The sequence below is a fragment of the Candidatus Foliamicus sp. genome (genome assembly GCF_965221325.1).
GTDB lineage: Bacteria > Pseudomonadota > Gammaproteobacteria > Steroidobacterales > Foliamicaceae > Foliamicus.
The window spans coordinates 138,014-155,803 of sequence record NZ_OZ244880.1 but is presented as its reverse complement, the minus strand read 5'-3'; the positions used below and the strand labels follow the sequence as shown (position 1 = coordinate 155,803).

Sequence of the window (17,790 nt, the reverse complement as noted above, 5' to 3'; positions counted from 1 at the left end):
GGTTGGCCCGCAAATCTCACCAGATTCCGGGTTAGTCGCCGCGCAGGACGCGCACCAGCGGGGCTTTCAAGGCGCCGCTGGCGGCCAGCATTCCCGCCAGCCCGATGAGCACGGCTCCGGAGCCCACGCCGAGCGCGAGCAGTCCCGGGTCCAGACTGTAGTCGAGGTCGAACACGCGCTCGGCCAACAGCAGCCCCAGCGCGCTTGCCGCGCCTGCGCCGAGCAGTCCGGCCAGCCCGCCCAGCACACCGAACTCCACCACCAGACTGCGAAGAATTACGCCGCGGCGACCACCCAGAGTGCGCAGCACAGCGGTCTCCAGCGAGCGTTCGCGGCGGTTTGAACGCACCGCGGCCAACACCACCACGATGGCGGCCAGAACGCTGAAAGCAAAGACGAACTGGACGGCAATGCCGGCCTTGTCCAGGATCTGCCGAGCCTGGCTTATGATCGCGTCCAGGTCGATGATGGTCACGCCCGGATAGCGCTTGAGCAGGGCCATCAGCACTTCACCCCGCTCTGGAGGAATGTAGGCACTGGCGATCATTGTTTGCGGCAACCGGGCGGCTTCGGGCGACAGCACCAACTGGAAGTTCGGATTGAAGGTATCCCAGTCCACGCTGCGCAAGTTGGTGAGCTCGGCGTCAATCCCCACGCCCCCGACATCGAAGGTTACGCGGTCGCCCAGGCTCAGACCCAGACGCGCCGCCGACTGCGAGTCGGCGGACAATTCGGCGGCGCCGCCGCGCGGCTCATCCCACCACTCGCCCAACACCACGCGGTCGCCGTCCGGAACTCCGGCGGACCAGGACAAGTTGGAGGCTCTTTCCACGAAACGCCGGCCTTCGGGAAACGGTAGCGGCCACTCCTGCGCCGGCATTTCGTTGATGTGGGTAATCCGCGCCCGGATGAATGGCAGCGCCTCGGACAGGTCGGGGATCTGCTCGCGCAGCAGCGCGCTCATGCCCGGCCATTCGTCTGGAGCAATATTGATGAAAAAGTAATTCGGGGCATTCTCGGGCAGGGAACCGCGCCAGGCGCTGAGCAGATCGGTCCGCATCACTCCAAGTAACAACACCGCCATCAAGCCGAGCCCGAATCCGGTCACCTGGGCCACGCTCTCTCCGCCGCCCCTGCGGATGTTGGCCAGCCCATGCCGCCATGCCACGCCGCCCGCGCCGCGTAGAGCCGAGAGACCGCGCACCAGTAGCCAGCCCAGCAGCAATCCAAGCGCCGCGGTAAGCGCCAGGCCCAGGCACATCCAGAAGGCCAGTTCCCAGTCACCGGCAAGCAGGGCGAGGATGCCCAGGATAGCCGCAAGCGGTGCGCCTTGGCGCAACAGCAGCGCGGGGCCATTCATGGGCATATCCTGCCGCAGCACGCGCAGTGGCGAGGTCCTGGAAAGGCTTCTCAGCCAGGGAACCACGCAAGCGCCGGTGACCGTCAAGGCGATGACCGCGCCCGGCAGCAGACTTCGCCAGCTTGCCGGGGGAAGCCGTAGATTGATCACTTCGCGGGCATAAGCCGACAGCCCGAGATGCGCGATATAGCCTATCGCGCTGCCCAGTGCGATACCCAGCGCGCACATCATCAGAAACGGCGCCAGGGAGCGCCGGAACACCTGTGATTGCGTGGCGCCCAGACATTTCTCCAGGGCCGCGGCAACCAGCCGGCTGCGGGTGTAGCTGCGTGCCGCCAAAGCCGTCGCCACCGCCGCCAGGATCACGCTCACCAGCGCGGCCAGACCCAGGAAACGACCGGCGCGTTCGACCGCCGAGGCCATTGTCTGACTGGTTTCCTCCAGGTTCTGGATGCGCTCGTCGGAGCGCAGCCCGCCTTCCTCGGCGCGCCGGAACTGCAGCACACTTTCCTTCGAGCCGGCGAAAAGCTGCCGGTACGAAACGCGGCTGCCGGGACGCACTACGTCCATTGCCGGGACATCTTCAAGGTTAACGAGCACGGTAGGCCCCAACTGCTGAAAGCCCGTGCCCGGGTCGGGCCGGTAGCGCAACACCTGCGTCACGTTGAATTGCGTGGATCCCAGCCGCATGGTTTCGCCCACCTCGATATCCAGTTGAGCGAGCAGCGCAGCGTCCGCCCAGACCTCGCCTGCGGGAGGAATTCCATCCGCCGGCGCGTCGGGTCCGAAGGGGCGGTTCGAGGTGCGAACCTCCCCGCGCAAGGGATAGTCGCCGGAAACCGCCACCACCGAGCTCAGCGCGGATTGTTCTTCGGTAAAGGCGACTGTGGCGAAGGACCAGGTTTCGGCGCTTTGCAAACCGGATGCGCGCGCGCGCTCCAGGCGCTCCAAGTCCGGGCGAGCCGGCGCTGCAAAGGCCAGGTCCGCGGCCAATACTTCCGCCGCTTGCTGTCGCACTGCGGCGCCAATCCGTTCGGTGAGCAAGCTGACCGCAGAAACGGCGGCCACCGACACGGTCAGGGCAAAAAGCATGACCGTGAAGTCGCCCGCGCGCAGCTCGCGCAGCCAACGCCAGAGGGAACTTGAGGTCAGCGCCTTCATCGCGCTGCGAACTTTCGCATATACTGCACGCCCGCTCAAGGCGATGCCGCATCCGCAAGCATGCCCGAATTGGCAAAAACCTTAACGTTGCTCTGCTTGACGGTGGTCATTCTGGCTGCCTGCGCCGCCGAGGATCCGCAGATGCCCGATGAACTCCAGCCGGTTGCCGCACCTGTGGCCGAGCGGCGGCCACATTCGTACACGCACCACGGTGTAACGATCGAAGACCCCTACCACTGGCTCAGGGATTCCAGCTATCCGGAGGTGGACGACACCGACATTCTGGCCTACCTCGAAGCGGAAAACGCCTATTTCGAAAGCGCAATGGCGCCTCATCGCGGCCTCGTGCAGACCTTGTTCGAGGAAATCAAGGCGCGCCAGATGCCCGATGAGGCCAGTGTGCCGTGGCTTGAGAATGGCTGGTACTACCAGTGGCGATTCGAGCCGAGTAGCCAATACCGCATCTGGCGCCGCTGGCCGGCCAGCGATGTGGATGCGCGCCTGGGGCCGGGCCCCAACGCTCAGACGTTGCTCGACGAACCGAGGCTGGCGGATGGTCACGACTACTTCCGGCTGGGGGCTATGGCTGTAAGCAACAGTGGGAGGCTTTTGGCCTACAGCACGGATACCAGCGGGTCGGAACGGTACACGCTGCGGATCAAGGATCTGGAATCCGGCGAACTGTTCGAGCAGAGCATCGACAACACGATCGGAAGCCCAGTTTGGGCCGCGGACGACTCGGCTTTGCTATACGTGGTCGTGGACCGGAATTGGCGCCCGTACCAGGTTCGCCGGCATGTGCTGGGACAGCCCGTGGCCAGCGATACCGTGGTGTATGAAGAGAGCGATCCGGGCTTCTTTCTGAACGTGTCGCGTTCCGCCTCCAGAAGCTACGTGCTCGTGCATAGCGCCGACAACGTCACCTCCGAGGCGTATGTCCTCCCGGCAGACGAGAGCGGTGCTCTGCCCCGCCTGGTTGCTCCCCGGCGCCCCGGGCACGAGTACCGCGTGGATCATCAGCAGGGTCGGTTCGTAATCCGCAGCAACAACCGCCACAAGAACTTCCGCATTCTGAGCGCCCCCGAAGACGATCCCTCCGAGGCCAACTGGGAGCCGCTGCTGGAAGGCTCGGACGAGCTCTATATTCGCGGCTTTGACGTGTTCGACGACTTTATCGCCGTGGTAGAGCGCCGCGGCGGCGTCAACGAGATTCGGCTGATAAGCAACGACGGAGCCCATGCATCCGTTCCGCTGCCGGAAACCGCTCGGTCCGTGGGATTGGGCGATAACGCCGAATACCGCACCAGTATCTTGCGGCTCAATTACTCCTCAATGATCACGCCCGCGACGGTGTACGACTACCACCTGGATTCGGGCGAACTGGAAGTGCGCAAGGTGCGGGAAATTCCCAGCGGCTACGACAAGGGGCTTTACGTGACCGAACGCCTCATGGCGCCCGCCCGCGACGGCGCCCGGATTCCGGTGTCGGTAGTGCGGCGCGCGGATACGGCGGTCGATGGCAGCGCTCCCTTGTATCTTTATGGATATGGCGCCTACGGGAACGCCATAGCACCCTCGTTTTCCACCTCGCGGCTGTCGCTGCTGGAGCGTGGCTTCATCTACGCAATCGCGCATATTCGCGGCGGCGACGATCTCGGCTATCACTGGTACGAGAGCGGCAAGCTGGACCAGCGCACCAACACCTTCAACGATTTCGTGGATGTGGCCCGCCACCTGGCCGCCGAGGGCTACGGCGCCGAGGGCCGCATAGCCATTGCCGGCGGCAGCGCGGGCGGCGAACTGATGGGCGCGGTCGTGAACCAGGCGCCGGAATTGTGGGGCGCGGTGGCCGCCCACGTGCCGTTCGTGGATGTGCTCAACACGATGTTGGACGACTCGCTGCCGCTTACTCCCACCGAGTGGCCGGAATGGGGCAACCCGATTGAAGACCCCGAGGCGTTCGCCCTGATTCGCTCGTATTCACCCTACGATCAACTCAAACCAGGCGAGTATCCGCCCATGCTGGTCACCGCCGGATTGAACGATCCCCGCGTAACCTATTGGGAGCCGGCCAAGTACGTGGCCAAGCTGCGAACGCTCAAGACCAGTGACAGTCCGCTGCTTCTCAAAACCAACATGGGCGCCGGTCACGGCGGCAAATCCGGCCGCTACGACTCCCTCTACGAAGTCGCCGAAGAATACGCCTTCATGCTCTGGTCGCTAGGCTTGTCGAACTAGCCACGCCTGCGCCCATTTTCGGCGCGCTCACTTGCTGCATTTGCTCGGCGCGAGGGCCTGCTACATGCGGCCGGCTTCCAGGCGGCGGATGTGGTCGCAGCGGCGCGCCAGGCGCTCGTCGTGGGTGGCGAGCAGGAGCGTGGCGCCGGCCTGTGCGTTCATCTCGAAGAGAATGTCGCCCACGCGGCGCCCGGTGTCGGCATCGAGGTTGCCGGTGGGTTCGTCGGCCATTAGCACCTGCGGGTCGGTAACGAACGCGCGCGCTATGGCGACGCGCTGACGCTCGCCGCCCGACAGGTGGCGGGGGTAATGGCGGCGCCTTTGTGTGAGGCCTACGCGCTCAAGGGCGGCTTCGGCTGCCTTGCGGGCGCCGCGGGAACCATTGAGCTCCAGCGGCAGCATCACGTTTTCGATTGCCGTGAGAGATTCCACGAGGTGGAAGGATTGGAAAACGAAGCCCAGTTTCCTGCCTCGCAGCCGGGCGCGTCCGTCCTCGTCCAGGCGCGACAGATCCTGCCCGCAGAGCACCACCCGCCCAGATGTGGGGTGATCCAATCCTGCCAGCAAGGCGAGCAGGGTGGTTTTGCCCGCGCCCGATGGCCCCATCAGGGCGCAGGATTCGCCGCTCTTGAGCCGCAGGTTGATATCCTTGAGAATCTCAAGCTCGCCTTCCGGACTCGATACGCTCATGCCCAGGTTTTCAGCGCTTAGGACTTCAGTCATTGGTCGCCTGACGGTGGCCGTCCTCTGCTTTGTATTCGCAAGCGCCGCCGCGAGGGATGCGCCCGTGCTGCTGGTATTAGGCGATAGCCTTAGCGCCGCCTATGGAATGCCCCGAAGTCAGGGCTGGGTAAGTTTACTTGAGGGCCGCCTCAATAAATACGACCGCCCTTGGCGGGTGGTCAACGCAAGCATTTCGGGCGATACCACGGGACAGGGTTTGAAGCGCCTGCCGCAGCTGCTGGATTTGTACCAGCCGTGGTGCGTGATTATCGAGTTGGGGGGCAATGATGGCCTGCAGGGCAAGCCGTTGGGAACGATACGTTCCAATCTTCGTAGTATGATTCAAGCAGTGCGCGCCGCGGGCGGTCAGCCGGCCTTGGTTGCCATGCGGATTCCGCCGAATTACGGCGACTACTACGCTGGCGGCTTCGAGCGGTTATTTCTCGAACTGGCCGAGTCGGAAGAGGTCACCTTGCTGCGGTTTAACCTGGAAGCGCTGGCGCGTGGCGTCGGCATGATGCAGGATGACGGGATACACCCGGCGGCGGCAGCTCAGGAACGGATGCTGGATTCGCTGTGGCCGGAATTGAGCGCCAAATTGCTCAGCCTGGAGCAGAGCGGCGGGAGCGTAGGTCCAGACCCCGGCTGATCTCTTTCTGTATCGCCAGCGCCGCGGCCCGCGGGTCGGCGGCGGCATTGATAGGCCGGCCCACCACTATGTGATCGGCACCGGCAGCGACCGCGGCCGCTGGCGTCATCACGCGCTTCTGATCCTGCACTTCGTCGTTATCCACCGGTCGTATGCCCGGGGTAACCACCAGCAGGCGGCTATCCAGGGCCCGCCGCAAGACCGGTAGTTCGAGGCCCGAGGCGATCACCCCGTCGCAGCCGGCTTCGAGGGCGCGCCGGGCGCGCGACAGCACCAACTCCTCGACATCACAAGCAAAACCAAGATCGTTCAGGTCGCCGCGGTCGAGGCTGGTCAGGGCGGTCACGGCGAGTATCTTCAGGTGGGCGCCCTTGCTGCTTGCCGCCGCTTCCATGATGGCCTGGTTACCATGCACGGTCAGGAAATCCAGCCCGCGGTACCGAAGCCCGCGCACCGCCGCTGCCACGGTTGCCGGCACATCAAAAAACTTGAGGTCCGCGAACACCTTGTGGCCGCGTTCGGTGAGCTGATCCACGAGGCGCATGTAGCCTCCCGCGCTCAGAAGCTGCATACCGATCTTGTAGAAACCGGCTGCGTCGCCCAGCTTGTCCACCAGCGCAAGGGCTTCCGCAGGGGTAGCCACGTCCAGCGCCACAATCAGCCGGTCGCGGCTCATGCCGGCAATTCCCGAAAGCGCCGCCGCGCGAATCGGTCGGTCATCCCGGCGATATAGTCGGCAACCGTTTGCACTGTGGCTGCTTCACGGCGGTTGGCGTCATGCCTCGGCGGCATCAGCTCGGGATGCTGCAGGTAATGCTCGAACAGGGCCTTGACGATCGCCGCTCCTCTTGCGTAGTCCTCCTGCATGCGCGGATGATTGTATAGCCGCTTGCGCAGGAAATCGGCCAGCTCCCGATGCCGTTCCTGCAGCTTGCCGCTCAAGCCTACCAAAGGGTCAGAAAGGGTGCGCACTGCATCCGGGTGGTCGAGCGCTGCGCGCTCCAGGGCCGCGCGGGTGGTTTCGATCAGATCGGACACGACGCGGTCGATCATGGCCCGGATGGCTTCGGTCACGAGAAAGGGGGGGCTTGCATCCGGAAAGCGGCGCTGCGCCTGGGAATGAGCGCGCCGGTATAGCCGCACCTCAATCACTTCCTCGTGATCGATAAGGCCACTGCGAAGACCATCGTCGAGGTCATGGTGGTTGTAGGCGATTGCGTCGGCCACATTGGCCAGTTGCGCTTCCAGGCTGGGCTGGCGCCGTTGCAGGAAACGCTCTCCCAAGTCACCCAGCTTCTCCGCCTGTCGCCGCGAGCACCGTTTCAGCAGGCCCTCGCGCGTTTCCCAGCAAAGGTTGAGGCCGTCGAATCCGGGGTGCCGCCGCTCCAGCCTGTCCACGATGCGCAGCGCGTGCAGGTTGTGCTCGAAACCCCCGTATGCGGCCATGCAGCGGTTCAGCGCCTTCTGCCCCGCATGACCGAAGGGTGGATGACCGAGGTCGTGGCCCAGGCATATCGCTTCGGTTAACGCCTCGTTTACGCCAATGCAGCGGGCCACGGTGCGGGCAATCTGGGCCACCTCCATGGTGTGCGTCAGGCGGGTGCGGAAGTGGTCGTCGCCCTCTCCGCCCACGAAAACCTGTGTCTTGTGCATCAGTCGCCGGAAAGCACGGCAGTGAATGATGCGGTCGCGATCCCGCTGGAAGGGCCCTCTGTAGGGGTGCTTGCCCTCTGCGTGGACCCGGCCTCGGCTGTGCTCGGCGGTTACTGCCCAGGGCGCTAGCTCGCCCTTCGGAACCCACCAGCCATTAGTGCGCGTCAAGGCTCGCGTCCCGCGAGAACAGAGTCCAGCGCCTGGTGCGAGAAGCGTCCGGTCAGCCGCGCCCTGCCCAGGCCATCGGGCAGGATCAGCCTGATTTTCCCGGCCAGATTTTTTTTATCCGCCAGCATCGCCTGCTTCAGCACTTCGGCGGCCAGACCGTTGGCCTGGATGGGGAGGCCGAGAGCCTCCAGCAAAGCCTCCAGCCGCTCCTTCTCGATCGGGCTGAAGGCGCCCTCGCTGACGGCCAGCCGTGCTGCCATGCACATGCCTGCCGCCACCGCTTCGCCGTGCAGCCATTGCCCATAGCCGGCGGAATGTTCGATTGCGTGCGCGAAGGTGTGGCCGAAATTCAGCACTGCGCGACGCCCGCTGGAATCCCGTTCGTCCTCGCCTACGATTTGGGCCTTGATCTCCACTGAGCGCCGCACGGCGTGGCGCAGGCACACAGCCTCGCGGGCCAGCAGCGGCGCGCGGTTGTTTTCCAGCCAGGCGAAGAAACTGCTATCCGCGATTACGCCGTACTTGACCACTTCAGCGAGACCGGCTGCGTATTCCCGATCCGGCAGAGTGGCCAGAACCTCGGTATCGCAAAGCACCGCCCTCGGCTGGTGGAAAGCGCCAAGCAGGTTCTTGCCCCAATCCGTATTGATGGCGGTTTTTCCGCCCACCGACGAATCCACCTGCGCGAGCAAGGTGGTTGGAAGTTGCACGTAGTCCACGCCGCGGTGATAGCAGGCCGCGGCGAACCCGGCGACATCTCCTACGCAGCCCCCACCAAGCGCTAGCAGCGTAGAGTCGCGTCCCAATCCGCGCTCTGCCATGCGTTGAAGTATCGCCTGCCAATGGCTGATTTCCTTGGCTTCTTCGCCGTCGGGCAGCACCACTGGCTCGCCGCCTTGCCTACCCAGCAGCGCGGCGAGACGATCCAGATAGAGATCCGCAACCGTGTGGCTCGTGACTGTGAGCACACTGCCGCCACCCAGCCAGGCATCCAGGATCCCGGGTTTCCCAAGCAACCCCGCGCCCACCATGACCGGATACGGGCGCGCCGCCGCCACTTCGATGGTTTCGATATGCGTCATTTCACGGGCGCTCAAGCTCGGATTGCGCGTTGCCGAGACCCGAAACGCAGGCGAGGCGACTGGCCGCGTTCATGGTTTGTTCAGCAGGCGGATGATATCTTGCCCGACCTGCCGCACCTGCCGCCCGGTGGTGTCCACGACATGATCCGCCACCGCCAGGTAAAGCGGTTCGCGCTGCAGCGCAAGTTCACGCAGGACTTCCCGCCTTGCCCCTTGCTCCAGCAGCGGGCGGTGGCGCGTGTGTTTGGCGCGTTGCAACTGCTCATCCACGCTGCATCGCAAGTAAATCACCAAACCGTTTTCGCTCAGCGACCGGCGGTTGCCGTCGCGGAGTACGGCGCCGCCGCCGGTGGCCAGCACCAGAGCCTGCCGACGGCAAAGCTTCTGAATGGCCTGTTCCTCCCGCGCCCTGAACCCTTCTTCGCCCTCGATATCGAAGATCAGCGCGATGCTCGCTCCGGTCTTCTCCTCAATGTAGCGATCGCTATCCGCGAACGGCAAGCCCAGGCGCTTCGCCAGCCAGCTTCCGACCGCCGACTTGCCAGACGCCATTGGGCCGACCAGGAACACATTGCGGGCAGTTTGCATGAGTGGTTCGATTCTGCACGGTCGGATATCGCTTGCGCACCTGTGGCCCGCCTGCGAAAAGACGCGGCCGGACGGTCATATACGCCCGGCTCGCGCGCAAATGGTACCCACAATATCGGCGGCCGCCTCTTGAAGGCGCCACATGCGGGGCAGCGGGCGTTTTTGATGCGGTGACTAACGGGCCTGCGCCAGGATTTTGGGCGTTACGAAGATCAGCAGTTCCGTCTGGCTGGACGACTGGATGTCCGAGCGGAACAGGCGGCCCAACCCGGGAACCGATCCGAGAAAAGGAACGCTCGATTGTGCATCGGCGCTTTCGCTCTCGCGGATGCCGCCCAGGACCAGCGTTTGCCCGCTGCGCACCCGCACTTCGGTTTCGATTCTGCGTGTATCAATGGACGGAACCGCCCCACCGCGCTCTGTGGCCACGATCTTGCCGACGCTGTCCTTGGTTACCAGCAAGCGCAGGATGACCTCGTCGCCGGGTGTGATTCGCGGCGTGACCGTGAGACCCAGCGCCGCCTGCTTGAAGTGGGTCGTGGTGGCGCCGCTGGAAGCGGCCTCCTGGTAGGGAATTTCCACGCCCTGTTGAATGCTGGCCTCGCGCTGGTCGGAAGCCAGCACCCTGGGCGAGGAAATCAGCCGGCCCTGGCCTTCCGCCTGCATTGCGGCCAGCTCCAGGTCAAGAAGATAGTCGGGATGCAGCAGCGCCAGCGAGAACTGCCCGGTCGCCCCCGCCACCGGCAACCGGACGTTATAACGATCCGTCGGTTCGGGTGTTGTCAATGATCCCGGTTCGCCACCTTCCAGCTCCCGTACTAAAAAGTCGGTTGCCGTCCCGCTGCCTGACACTGCCACGGCTCCACCGCTGCCTGTGTGCGCCGCCGCCGTGACGCCCCAGCGCAGGCCCAGGTTGCGGCTGTAATTCTGATTGGCGACTACGACGCGCGCCTCGATCAGGACCTGCCGAGCTGGGGTATCGAGTTTGGTCAGGAAGTCGGCGATTCCCGCCAGTCGCGGCTTGGTGTCGCGCGCCAGCAGTGTGTTGCTGCGCTCATCCACCTGTACCGAACCGCGCTCCGAAAGCAAGCCGGCCTTGCTGCTGGTGATCATCGCGGCTAGCGCGGCGGCCTCGGCATAGTTGACCCGAAATTCCTGCCAGCCAAGGGGTGCCAGGAGCTCCTGCGCGCGTTCCCTTTCCAGGCGGGCAGCGTCGCTGGCGCGGAACTCGGCAGGCGTGGCAATCACCCAGGCGCCATGCCGCCGCCGCATTTCTAGGCCTCGGCTTTCCAGGATCAGTGCAAGCGCGTCCTCGCGTCTCATCTCTTCGAGTTCCAGGGTCAGGTTGCCGGCTACGGTGTCGGAAACAAGCAACTGCATGCCGGAGGCTTCGGCCAGAAGCTGCAAAGCGGAGCGCACCGGCAACTCTTGAAAGCTCAGCGAAACCGGCTTGTCGGCAGCGTCGGGCGCGGTTTCGGCGCCCAACAGTTTCGGGCCTGCCCCCACCACCACCACCGCCGCCGCTAGACCTAGCAGCCCACGGCACAAGCTGCGCCGCGTTCTACCTGCCACGTATCGCGGCTGGACTGCGTCGCTTGTCGCTCGCACATGCTTAATTTGTGCGCAGTGCTTCTGGCTGCTCTTGCCGTGCCGCGGCGCTCCGCCACGTTGTGCCAAGTAGCGTCTCTTCCGCGTCTTCATTCGCTTGAGCGCCTCACCCACTCTCCCGCCGCGTCCCGCGACAGTTCGTAGCTTCGTGCCCCGACGCGCACCATCCCGCGCCCCGGCACCGGCGGCGGAGCACTTGTCGCTTGCGCTTCAACGGGCGTTACCGTCGCAGCGAATGTGCCGCTGAACGGCGACGGCAGATCAGCAAGCGCGCTCGCACAGCCGCTGGCGGCTGGCGACGTCGGTTGTTCCGGCCTTTGCCGCAACAAGTCCGCAGCGCCTGAACCGCCGTAGTGGGCCACGACGCGCACCGAGGCGCGCAGCAGACCGGGTGTCTCGGGTACCGGTGATTCGATGTTCAGTTCGATCAGTTCGCGCAATTGTCTGGAACGCAGCGCGCAGTCCACGAAGCCCGCCAAGACGGCGTAAGTTCCGCTTAACTCGACCTCCGCGCCGGCCCGCGGCAGGCCCACCGCTAAGCCGGTTGGCGGTTCCCAGGATCGAACCGCCTGCAGCGGCGCGCTTTCCCATCCGGTTGCGAGCGCGACGGGGAGATCGAGCTCTACGGCCCGCAAAGGGAGCCAGACGCCCGTGGCCTTGAGAAGCTCTTCCGCTGTCTCCGCCTGCTTGCCGAGCGTTTGCACTTCGCCGGCGGCCCTGTGCGCTACATCCAATTGCCGCTCCAGCTCGGCGATGTCGGCACGGACATCCTCCAGCCGCGGCAGCCAGAGGCCGAACACGCGCATCCTGAGCCCCAGCACGGCAACGAGCAAGAACAAGATGCCGGCCAGCATCATGCATACACGCCTGCTCCAGCGGGCCGGTTCACCAACGTCCAGGGTGCGCAATTCGTCGAGAAGCGTCATTTCCTGAACTGTCCATTCAGTGCAAACTCTCGCGGTCCGCTTGTCGCGCTGCCCAGCCGCTCCATGCGCACTTCATCCACCATCGGCAGTTTGCGAACACGCGCCAGCAGCTCCTGGGCCAACTCCAGCTCCGCCGCCAAGCCGCGCAGTTGCCAGGCTTCCCGCTGCAAGCTCACTTGCGTCAACTGCAGGCCGGGTGGGATCTGCTCGGGCAGGGCCGCCAGCCAATCGCGCGCCACCGCATTGCCGTAGCGAATTCTTTCCACTTCGGCCAGGATCGAGCGCGATTGGGCGGTGCTGGCTTCCAGCGCGTCCCGCTCGGCCGTTCCCCGCTTTGCGATGGAAATCGATCTCTGCAGCTCGGCAATCCGCGCCGCGCCGGAGTGCAGCCGCTCACGCAATGGCAACTCGATAGCGGCCAGCAGCAGGCAGGCAACGAGCACGCCGCCCGCCAACGCGGCGAAGGCTTGACGTTGGCGCACTGTGCGTTGGCGCTCGCGCCACGGCAACAGGTTGAAGGAGCGGAGCTCGGTTGTTTTGCCCTGCGGCAATCCGGAAACCTCAGGCATGATCGTTGAGGGCAAGCGCATAAGCGCCGAGAAAAGCGGGCGAATACTCGGGCGCGGTCATCCCGGCAGCCATTTCCTGCCCTTGCTCGGCTAAATGCACGGGAATGCCGAGAGCCTTGCTCAGCACGCTGCAGGCGCCATGCAGCAGCGCTGAACCGCCCCAGAAAAAGATTATCTCCGGAGTGTGCGCATCGCGCTCCGAGGTGTCCAGCAGTTGCAGGGCGCGAGCTGCGTGACGCGCGAGATCGTCGAGAAACGCACTGCGCACGGTGTGCAGCGGCCCTCCCGGCAAGCTGCAGTCCTCAATCGCCTTGTGCGACTCGTTCGGGGTAAGCCCCAACGCCTGTTGCAAGCGTTGGGCCAAGTCCCGGCAACCGAACGGCTGGCTGTGCTGAAACGCGAGCCGACCGTCTTTCCCGTATACAGAAAGGCGGGTTGCGGCATAACCGCCGTCGAGAACCGCCCAAGCACGCTCTTGCATGACGGACGCAGCAAGTGCGCGTTGAACGGCGAACGGCGTAAGATCGACTGCCGCCACCTTGAGGCCTGCGCTTTCGACGGTTGCACAAAGCGCCCGGACGGCCGTGTAACGGGCAATGACCATGCGATAGCTGACCTGCTGATCGTTCGCGCCTTCGGGTTGGTAGTCGTAGCAGACTTCGCTTGCGGGGTATGGAGCCGCCTTCAGCGCCCTCAGGCGCGCCTGTTCTTCGATCTCGGCTATCGGCAAGTCTTGAGGCAAGCGAAATGCATGCACCAGCACCTCGCCGGCGTTCAGCCCCACCACGGCCTTGCCCGCGCTGGGTGCAGCCTTGCGCAGCACACTATGCAGCGCGGCTTCGGAGGCGGAGCAGTCGCTACTGTCTTGCTCCGCCGCCACAGGCGCCAGAGCGCAGGCGCGGATCGAACCACGGGTCCATTCGACTGCCTTGACGGCGCCGCCGCCGAAGTCGATTCCCACCACGCTCTTGTTCGGAAGCAGTCCCTGCATTGTTCCCCTGGGCGCCAGCCGGTCCCCAGCCTTCAAGAAATCGCGCCATCGCTGCCTATAATGGAAAAGCGAATGCCGCAAAGCTTGGAACATATCCTGTGATGCGCCTGTCCATCGAGTCCAGCCGGTTAGTGAACGCGTTCATGCAGATATGCGTATTCGTGGCCGCAGGCGTTTCCATGTGCCTCGTTTTCCTGGCCATGGTGATTTCCGGCGCCTATTTCCATCTTGCGCCAGGCCTGCCCAGCGTCGAGCGCATCCGCGAAGTGCCGCTGCAGATTCCCATGCAGGCCATTACCCGGGACGGCCGCCTGATTGGCGAAGTGGGCGAGAAACTCCGAACGCCGGTTGCACTGGAGGATGTTCCGGAACTCCTGCGCAATGCCTTCCTCGCCGCCGAGGACGACCGGTTCTTCGAGCATCCGGGTTACGACTACCAGGGACTGGCGCGCGCCGCGTTCAATCTGTTGCTGACCCGTTCCGCCAGCCAGGGCGGGAGCACCATAACCCAGCAACTTGCTCGTGAGTATTACGTGGACCGCGAGCGCACCTTCGTGCGCAAGGCCCGAGAACTGTTTGTGGCAATGCGTCTTGAGCGCGAACTGAGCAAGCAGGAAATTCTCGAGCTCTACCTCAACAAGATATTTCTCGGCAATCGCGCTTACGGTGTGGCTGCCGCTGCCCAAGTGTATTTTGGAAAGTCTCTGCAGGAGCTGTCGATTGCCGAAAGCGCAACGCTGGCCGGCTTGCCCAAGGCGCCGTCGGCGATCAACCCGGTTCGAAATCCCGCGCGCGCGACGAACCGGCGCGCATACGTGCTGCGCAGGCTCAAGGAACTGGGATTTATCAACGAGGCGCAGCGGCAGATAGCGCTCAATACACCCATGGAGTCCACGCTGCATGGCCCCCGCCGCGAAGTCAGCGCACCCTGGGTGCTGGAAATGGTGCGCGAGGAAATGCTCAGGCGCTATGGCCTTGATGCCTATACGGGGGGCTTCCGGGTATCGACCACTATCGACTCGCGCATGCAAGCGGCGGCTGAGCGCGCCTTGCGCCGTGGGTTGCGGGATTACGACCGGCGTCACGGTTATCGCGGCGTCCTGCAGTCCGGCGCACTGAACGACTGGCGTGCCGAAGGCTTGCGCAGTGACGCCGAACTGCTGGCTCGTCTGCAGTTGCTGCAGTCGGAACTGGGTGTTGCCGACACGCGGCTGGCACTGGTAACGGGATTTGGCGAGGCGAAAGCAGTCGAGGTGCTGGTCGAGGGTCTGGGCCGAAAATTGCTTTCTTGGGAGCATGTTCAGTGGCGCCCCTATATTTCGGTGAACGCTCGCGGTCGGCTGCCGAATAGCCCTGGCGAAATGTTGGCCATGGGCGATTTGATTCGGGTGCGGGAGGTAGAGGATGGCGTACTGCAACTGACTCAGGAACCGGACGTGCAGGGTGCTCTGGTAGCGATCGACCCGCATGACGGGGCCGTGGTGGCGCTGGTGGGCGGCTACGATTTTGCGCGCAGCCGCTTCAATCGCGCTACGCATGCGTTGCGTCAACCGGGCTCGGTCTTCAAACCTTTCATTTATTCGGCTGCGCTGGAGCACGGGCTGACCGCCGCCACGATCGTCAACGATGCGCCGGTGGTGATCCAGGACCCCGCCACCGAAACCGTGTGGCGACCGAAGAACAATTCGGGGCGCATCAACGGCCCCACCCGGTTGCGCGAGGCGTTGGTCCGCTCCATGAATCTGGTGTCCGTTCGGGTGCTGTTGCGACTGGGCTTGCCGGCCACCATCGAACATATCCGCGCTTTCGGACTACCGGAATCTTCACTGCCGGAGAGTTATTCCCTGGCGCTGGGCTCGGGAGGCGCGGCGCCGCTTGATATTGCTCGGGGCTATGCGCCGCTTGCGAATGGCGGATACCGGGTGGATCCCTGGCTCATTGAGCGTGTGGAGCAGGATGAGGTTCGTTTCCGTGCCGAACCCTTGGCCGCATGCCGGGAATGCGAGTTGCCGGGCGAGGTTGAGGCATCCGCCTCGGTTTCGGTTTCGACTGCCGAGTGGCTGAACGGCACAAAGCCCCGCATGCCGGCGCAGCTTGAGCACACCTTTGCGAGGATTGACCGTCTTGCGCAGCTATATCCCGACGTGGATGACGATGACGCAAGCGCGGCCTTTGATTCAGTGGCGCAGATGCAGGCGGTTACCTACGGCCGCAAGCCGGACGCCAGCCAGAACGCGGCCTTGTTTGCCAACGTGAAACGGGCGCCGCGGGCGGTGAACGCGGAGAACGCATATATCGTCTATGACATGATGCGCGCGGTCGTGAGCCGGGGAACGGGTCGGCGGGCAACGGCCTTGGGGCGCTCAGACCTGGCTGGCAAGACCGGAACTACAAACGATAACCGGGATGCATGGTTCAGCGGCTTCAATGGGAACCTGCTCGCTACCGCATGGGTGGGTTTCGACCAGGAACGCTCGCTGGGAAGCAACGAGGAAGGCGGTAGAACGGCGCTTCCGCTATGGATTTACTTCATGGAGGAAGCTCTGCGGGGCGCGCCGGAAGCGCCCCTGCCGCGTCCCGCCGGCATTGTATCTGCCCGGATTTCGCCGACGACCGGCTTGTTGGCGCGGGCGGGCGAGGCGGACGCGATTTTCGAGCTGTTTCGTGAGCAGGTCCTGCCCGCCGCCCCCGATTCGGCGCCCGCTTCCGCCGCCGAGAGCGAGGAAGAACTCTTCTAGCGCTTTTCCGCTGGGACGTAGGTGCGCGGCTTAGGCCCCAGGTAGAGTTGCCGCGGCCGGCCAATTCGCGACTCGGGGTCGTCGTGCATCTCGCACCAGTGCGCCGCCCAGCCGGCGGTGCGGCCGATCGCGAACATGGGCGTGAACATCGCCGCCGGAAGCCCGAGCGCCCGGTAGATGATCCCGGAGTAGAAGTCCACATTCGGATACAGCCGGCGCGCCTTGAAGTAATTGTCGCGCAGTGCGATTTCTTCCAGCTTCCGCGCCAGCCGGAACAGCCGTCCCCGCCCCGCGCGCAAGGTATCGAGAACCTCATGGCAGATGCCCCGAATGATCGTGGCGCGCGGATCGAAATTTTTATAGACGCGGTGGCCGAAACCCATCAGCCGGAACGAGTCCTTCGGGTTCTTGGCTCGGCCTACATATTCTTCTATGTTCTCCGGCGAGCCGATGGCTTCCAGCATCTCCAGCACCGCCTCGTTCGCTCCGCCGTGGGCGGGACCCCATAACGCAATGCAGCCGGCGGCCAGGGAAGAAAACGGATTGACGCCGGAACTCCCGGCTATTCGAACGGTGGATGTGGAGCAATTCTGTTCGTGGTCGGCGTGCAATACCAGCAAGGTATCGAGAGCCTTTGCAGCCGTGGCGTCGGGCTCCTCACCGAACATCATGTAGAGCAGGTTGGCGGCATGGTCGAGATCGCTGCGTGGCGCGATCGGCTCTTTTCCCTGGGAATTGCGAAACGCCGCCGCCGCCACGGTAGGCATGACCGCGATGATTCGGCGTGCGAAGCGCTGCCGGTGAGCAGCGTCGCCCGAGTCGATGCAGTCGGTATAGACCGCGGGCATCAACGAGAGGGCCGCCGCCATAACGCTCATGGGATGGGCTTGGAGGGGCATCGCCGCGATTGAAGCCAGCACTTCGGGTGCACAGGCCCGCAAGCCCGTCAATTCGTCGGAAAACGACTTCAGCTCCGCGGTGGTCGGCAGTTCTCCGTGCAACAGCAGCCACGATACCTCCTCGAAATTGCTGTTGCGGGCCAGATCGTCTGCTGCATACCCGCGGTAGAGGAGGATGCCCTTTTCCCCGTCCACATAAGTGATTCGGCTGCTGCAACTAGCCGTGCCGGCGTAGCCGGGGTCGTAGCTGTAGGCGCCTGCCGCCTTGGGCAGACCCGAAATCTCCAGGGCGTCCGCCCCCATCACGCCGGTACGGCGGGCGAGCGGCACAGAGTGCCCGTCGCGGCTTACGATTTTGTCGCCCGAATCGGTCATGACACCGCTCTGTATGTGCCGGCAAGCCGGTTACGCACAGGCATTACGAAACCGGGTTGCCG

General features: G+C 64.3%; 14 protein-coding genes. 3 read left to right on the top strand and 11 right to left on the bottom strand.

The features are described 5' to 3' along the window. Positions 1-31 precede the first annotated feature (31 nt). On the bottom strand, positions 32-2,560 hold the full coding sequence (locus tag ACWCOO_RS00750; RefSeq protein ID WP_446831069.1) for an ABC transporter permease: 2,529 nt from the start codon (positions 2,558-2,560) through the stop codon (positions 32-34). Between the two features lie 102 nt (positions 2,561-2,662). Between ACWCOO_RS00750 and ACWCOO_RS00745 the strand changes: the two genes are divergently transcribed. Beyond that, on the top strand, positions 2,663-4,759 hold the full coding sequence (locus tag ACWCOO_RS00745) for a S9 family peptidase (RefSeq protein ID WP_446831967.1): 2,097 nt from the start codon (positions 2,663-2,665) through the stop codon (positions 4,757-4,759). A 60-nt stretch (positions 4,760-4,819) separates the two neighbouring features. On the opposite strand, the gene ACWCOO_RS00740 is transcribed toward ACWCOO_RS00745, so the two are convergent. Continuing rightward, positions 4,820-5,482: an ABC transporter ATP-binding protein gene (locus ACWCOO_RS00740; RefSeq protein ID WP_446831068.1), complete on the bottom strand. Its 663-nt coding sequence runs from the start codon at positions 5,480-5,482 to the stop codon at positions 4,820-4,822. 64 nt (positions 5,483-5,546) lie between these two features. On the opposite strand from ACWCOO_RS00740, the gene ACWCOO_RS00735 reads away from it, so the two are divergent. Then, positions 5,547-6,131 carry an arylesterase gene (locus ACWCOO_RS00735; RefSeq protein WP_446831067.1) on the top strand — a complete coding sequence of 195 codons (585 nt, stop codon included), beginning with the start codon at positions 5,547-5,549 and terminating at the stop codon, positions 6,129-6,131. Here ACWCOO_RS00735 and pyrF read toward each other — a convergent pair. From pyrF to pilM, 8 genes are all read right to left on the bottom strand, one after another. Beyond that, positions 6,085-6,807, bottom strand: a complete 723-nt coding sequence (gene pyrF / locus ACWCOO_RS00730) for an orotidine-5'-phosphate decarboxylase (RefSeq protein ID WP_446831066.1) — start codon at positions 6,805-6,807, stop codon at positions 6,085-6,087. The genes ACWCOO_RS00735 and pyrF overlap by 47 nt on opposite strands. After that, complete coding sequence (locus ACWCOO_RS00725; RefSeq protein ID WP_446831065.1) at positions 6,804-7,952, bottom strand: deoxyguanosinetriphosphate triphosphohydrolase; 1,149 nt, start codon at positions 7,950-7,952, stop codon at positions 6,804-6,806. Before ACWCOO_RS00725 ends, pyrF begins: the two co-directional genes overlap by 4 nt. Beyond that, positions 7,949-9,034 (bottom strand): 3-dehydroquinate synthase, encoded by a 1,086-nt coding sequence (gene aroB, locus ACWCOO_RS00720; RefSeq protein ID WP_446831064.1) that lies wholly within the window; start codon positions 9,032-9,034, stop codon positions 7,949-7,951. The genes ACWCOO_RS00725 and aroB overlap by 4 nt, the downstream gene beginning before the upstream one ends. Positions 9,035-9,103: 69 nt before the next feature. Further along, positions 9,104-9,622 (bottom strand): shikimate kinase, encoded by a 519-nt coding sequence (locus ACWCOO_RS00715; RefSeq protein WP_446831063.1) that lies wholly within the window; start codon positions 9,620-9,622, stop codon positions 9,104-9,106. 174 nt (positions 9,623-9,796) lie between these two features. Further along, entirely contained in the window at positions 9,797-11,194 is a 1,398-nt protein-coding gene (locus tag ACWCOO_RS00710; protein WP_446831062.1) for a type IV pilus secretin PilQ, read from the bottom strand. A gap of 125 nt (positions 11,195-11,319) precedes the next feature. Beyond that, the gene (locus tag ACWCOO_RS00705; RefSeq protein WP_446831061.1) at positions 11,320-12,156 is read right to left on the bottom strand and encodes a hypothetical protein; all 837 of its coding nucleotides are present in this window, start codon (positions 12,154-12,156) and stop codon (positions 11,320-11,322) included. Continuing rightward, positions 12,153-12,725: a PilN domain-containing protein gene (locus tag ACWCOO_RS00700; protein WP_446831060.1), complete on the bottom strand. Its 573-nt coding sequence runs from the start codon at positions 12,723-12,725 to the stop codon at positions 12,153-12,155. Before ACWCOO_RS00700 ends, ACWCOO_RS00705 begins: the two co-directional genes overlap by 4 nt. Continuing rightward, positions 12,718-13,716 carry a pilus assembly protein PilM gene (gene pilM, locus ACWCOO_RS00695; protein ID WP_446831059.1) on the bottom strand — a complete coding sequence of 333 codons (999 nt, stop codon included), beginning with the start codon at positions 13,714-13,716 and terminating at the stop codon, positions 12,718-12,720. The genes ACWCOO_RS00700 and pilM overlap by 8 nt, the downstream gene beginning before the upstream one ends. Before the next feature lie 101 nt (positions 13,717-13,817). Here pilM and ACWCOO_RS00690 point away from each other — a divergent pair, with 101 nt between their 5' ends. Further along, positions 13,818-16,454, top strand: coding sequence for a penicillin-binding protein 1A (locus ACWCOO_RS00690; protein ID WP_446831966.1), 2,637 nt, complete (start codon positions 13,818-13,820; stop codon positions 16,452-16,454). Here ACWCOO_RS00690 and ACWCOO_RS00685 read toward each other — a convergent pair. Continuing rightward, on the bottom strand, positions 16,451-17,728 hold the full coding sequence (locus tag ACWCOO_RS00685; protein ID WP_446831058.1) for a citrate synthase: 1,278 nt from the start codon (positions 17,726-17,728) through the stop codon (positions 16,451-16,453). The genes ACWCOO_RS00690 and ACWCOO_RS00685 overlap by 4 nt on opposite strands. Positions 17,729-17,790 lie beyond the last annotated feature (62 nt).